The sequence below is a fragment of the Mesorhizobium kowhaii genome (genome assembly GCF_042431665.1).
GTDB lineage: Bacteria > Pseudomonadota > Alphaproteobacteria > Rhizobiales > Rhizobiaceae > Mesorhizobium > Mesorhizobium kowhaii.
On record NZ_JBHLYT010000217.1, the window covers coordinates 2470 to 5250 of the forward strand.

Genomic DNA, 2781 nt, shown 5'->3' on the forward strand with positions numbered 1-2781 from the left:
TGCGGACCAGCAGGCGGCGTTGATGCTGGTCGGTTTGCGAGAGAGACTCATTCGCAATCGAACGCAGCTCGCCAATGCCATACGCGGGTTTGCCATGGAGTTCGGCATCGTCGCGGCCACGGGCATGTGCCGAATCGAACCGTTGCTGGAGCGGATTGCGGCTGATCAATCCCTGCCTGAATTGGCCCGCGAGCTTTTTGCCATGCATGGCGTTGAGTATCGCGACTTGCTTACCGAAACGAAAGCCGTCGAGGAAAAACTGACCGCGTTGCATCGCTCCGATGAATGCAGCAGGCGCCTGGCCGAAATTCCGGGTGTCGGGCCGGTCGGCGCATCGCTTTTGATGATGAAGACCCCAGATCCCCGAACGTTCAAGTCGGGTCGCGATTTTGCCGCTTGGATAGGCCTCACGCCCAAAGACCATTCGACTGCAGGCAAGGTCAGACTGGGGGTGATCACACGTGCTGGCGACGAAATGCTGAGGAGCATATTGGTGGTTGGCGCGACTGCTCTTCTTCAGCACGTCAGAGCAGGTCGAAGCAGGCATGCTTCCCGATGGCTCACCGAACTACTGCAAAGGAAGAAACCGAAGCTGGTTGCGGTGGCGCTCGCCAACAAGATTGCCCGTGTCGCCTGGAAGCTCATGGTGAGCGGCGAGGCGTATCGGCGGACAGAGGAGCAAACGCAAGCAACATAGGAATTGGCCATCACGGTGAGCAGAATAGAATGCTACCGTGTTGAGCTGATGCTGTGAACTTGCAAGAGAAAAGCAGATGGTGCGATCGATCGATCCAAGACGCGTGATACTCCGTCAGTTCCATTGGCCTTTCAAGGTCGTTGCCGTGTTAGGAACATGCGTTGCGGAAACCATCTTGGCCAGTGGTCATGTGCGACCACACACAAAGGCCGCACATATGGAAGCAAGCGATCCGATCAAAAATATCTGTAAAAAACACTTGCAAGTGGGAGCCAATGGTATGGACCCCGCCCCCCAGGCGAGGTGAAATCTCGAACGTCAACTGCAACAAAGGAGGATGTCATGCAGGTCGTTCGAATAGGTCTGGATCTTGCGAAATATGTGTTCCAGGTTCACGGGGTCGACTGCCACGGAAAAGTCGTCGTGCGAAAGACGCTGCGTCGCGATGCGGTAGCCTGCTTCTTCGCCAATCTGCCCCGATGCCTGGTCGGCATGGAAGCCTCGAACGGCGCGCATTACTGGGCAAGGGTGCTCACCGAGCTTGGCCATGAGGTTCGGCTGATCAGTCCTCAGTTCGTTACACCATATGTGAAGTCCAACAAGAACGACCGAAACGATGCGGAAGCCATCTGCGAAGCGGTCGGCCGGCCTTCGATGCGCTTTGTGCCGCCGAAATCGACTGATCAGCTGACGGTCCAGGCCGTTCATCGCATTCGTCGGCGTCTGGTCGCCGATCGAGTTCGGCTTGTGAACCAGATTCGCGGCCTTCTTTCCGAGCACGGGATCGTCATTCCCCGCGATATCTCGCAGCTGCGGCGCGGCCTCGCCGTCATCGTGGGGAATGATGATGACGGACTCAGCGAGATGGTCCGGTCGCTGATGAGGGAGCTGCAGGCGGAATTGGCCGAGCTCGACGATCGCATTGCAATTTATGATCGGCGGATACGGGAAATCTTCCGCACCAGCGAGCAGTGCCAACGGCTTGGGAAGATCGAAGGCATCGGCCCCGTGACGGCAACCGCCTTGATCGCTGCCGTAGGCGATAGAACCTGCTTCAAAAATGGCCGTCAGTTCGCGGCCTGGCTTGGCCTGGTACCCAAACAACGATCCAGCGGAGGGCGAGCCCGGCTATTCGGCATCAGCAAGCGGGGCGATCGCTATCTGCGCACATTGATGATCCATGGGGCTCGTGCTGCGCTTGGCAAAGCAGCCGGCAAGCAGGATCCACGAAGCCTCTGGCTCAGTAAGCTGCGGCAAAGACGACACCCCAACGTCGCGGCTGTCGCGCTCGCCAACAAGAATGCGAGGGTCGTGTGGGCCATCCTCTCGGGTGGCACATTCTACGAGCCCGCACAGTCGGTGAAAGCAGCTTGAGGCGAAGCGGCAAACGAAAGGAAAACAACAGAAGGAGGTCTCACCCCGGCAATTGCAGCAAAATGGCAGGAGATGGTGAAACGGTCATTCCGTCGCTTCCCGAACCTGGTGTGTGGACCGGCTTGGCTTCGGCCAATGTCTAGGGGCCGATGAGGTGGAAGCGCGCGAAAATCCATCGGGGCTCGCGGCGAAGACGTTGTCCAGCCGCATGAGGAAGCCGGATATACGTCAGCAGTTGTGACCGACGATCTTGATCCAGCCGACCTGTTACGTCCACATATGGAATTGGGGGCGCCGTCAAGAGATGCCGCTCCCCTTGGCGGCATGAGCGCAATCGATGACATGGCGCTGTCGGACGAGGCGCTCGAGGCCTGGATGGCCGCCAAGACCGCCCGCCGCCCGTTGGTGCGGACCATGTCGGCGCTGGATGGCTTCGTAACGGCGGCGGTCACCGGGCCCCGGTTCGCGGACCCGCAAGACTGGATGTGCCCGCTCATGGGGTTGCCGCGCGACGTCTTGGCCAAAGGCTCTGCAACCGATCATGCCGTGTTTGCCAGCCTCGCCAGGATCCACAACCGGATCAACGCGACGCTCTTCGACAGACCGGTATGCATACGCTGGAGGCCGCCTACTGACGCGTAGCTTGAGGCGATAGTGTCCGCTTAGATTAAGTGGACGCTTGGCGAATGAAGTATCTGGCTATGGAACAG

At 59.0% G+C, this 2781-nt stretch carries 3 protein-coding genes; all 3 read left to right on the plus strand.

All coding sequences use genetic code 11. The features are described from left to right. On the plus strand, nucleotides 1-697 hold a 697-nt coding region (locus tag ACFFNA_RS39550), incomplete at its 5' end, for an IS110 family RNA-guided transposase (RefSeq protein ID WP_378925740.1). A 342-nt stretch (nucleotides 698-1039) separates the two neighbouring features. Then, nucleotides 1040-2071, plus strand: a complete 1032-nt coding sequence (locus ACFFNA_RS39555) for an IS110 family RNA-guided transposase (RefSeq protein ID WP_378925742.1) — start codon at nucleotides 1040-1042, stop codon at nucleotides 2069-2071. A 324-nt stretch (nucleotides 2072-2395) separates the two neighbouring features. After that, nucleotides 2396-2713, plus strand: a complete 318-nt coding sequence (locus tag ACFFNA_RS39560) for a UPF0149 family protein (protein ID WP_378925744.1) — start codon at nucleotides 2396-2398, stop codon at nucleotides 2711-2713. Nucleotides 2714-2781: the final 68 nt, after the last annotated feature.

Coding starts and splice junctions, on each gene's coding strand:
- ACFFNA_RS39560 (WP_378925744.1), top strand. CDS start 2,396: ATGAGCGCAATCGATGACATGGCGCTGTCGGACGAGGCGCTCGAGGCC.
- ACFFNA_RS39555 (WP_378925742.1), top strand. CDS start 1,040: ATGCAGGTCGTTCGAATAGGTCTGGATCTTGCGAAATATGTGTTCCAG.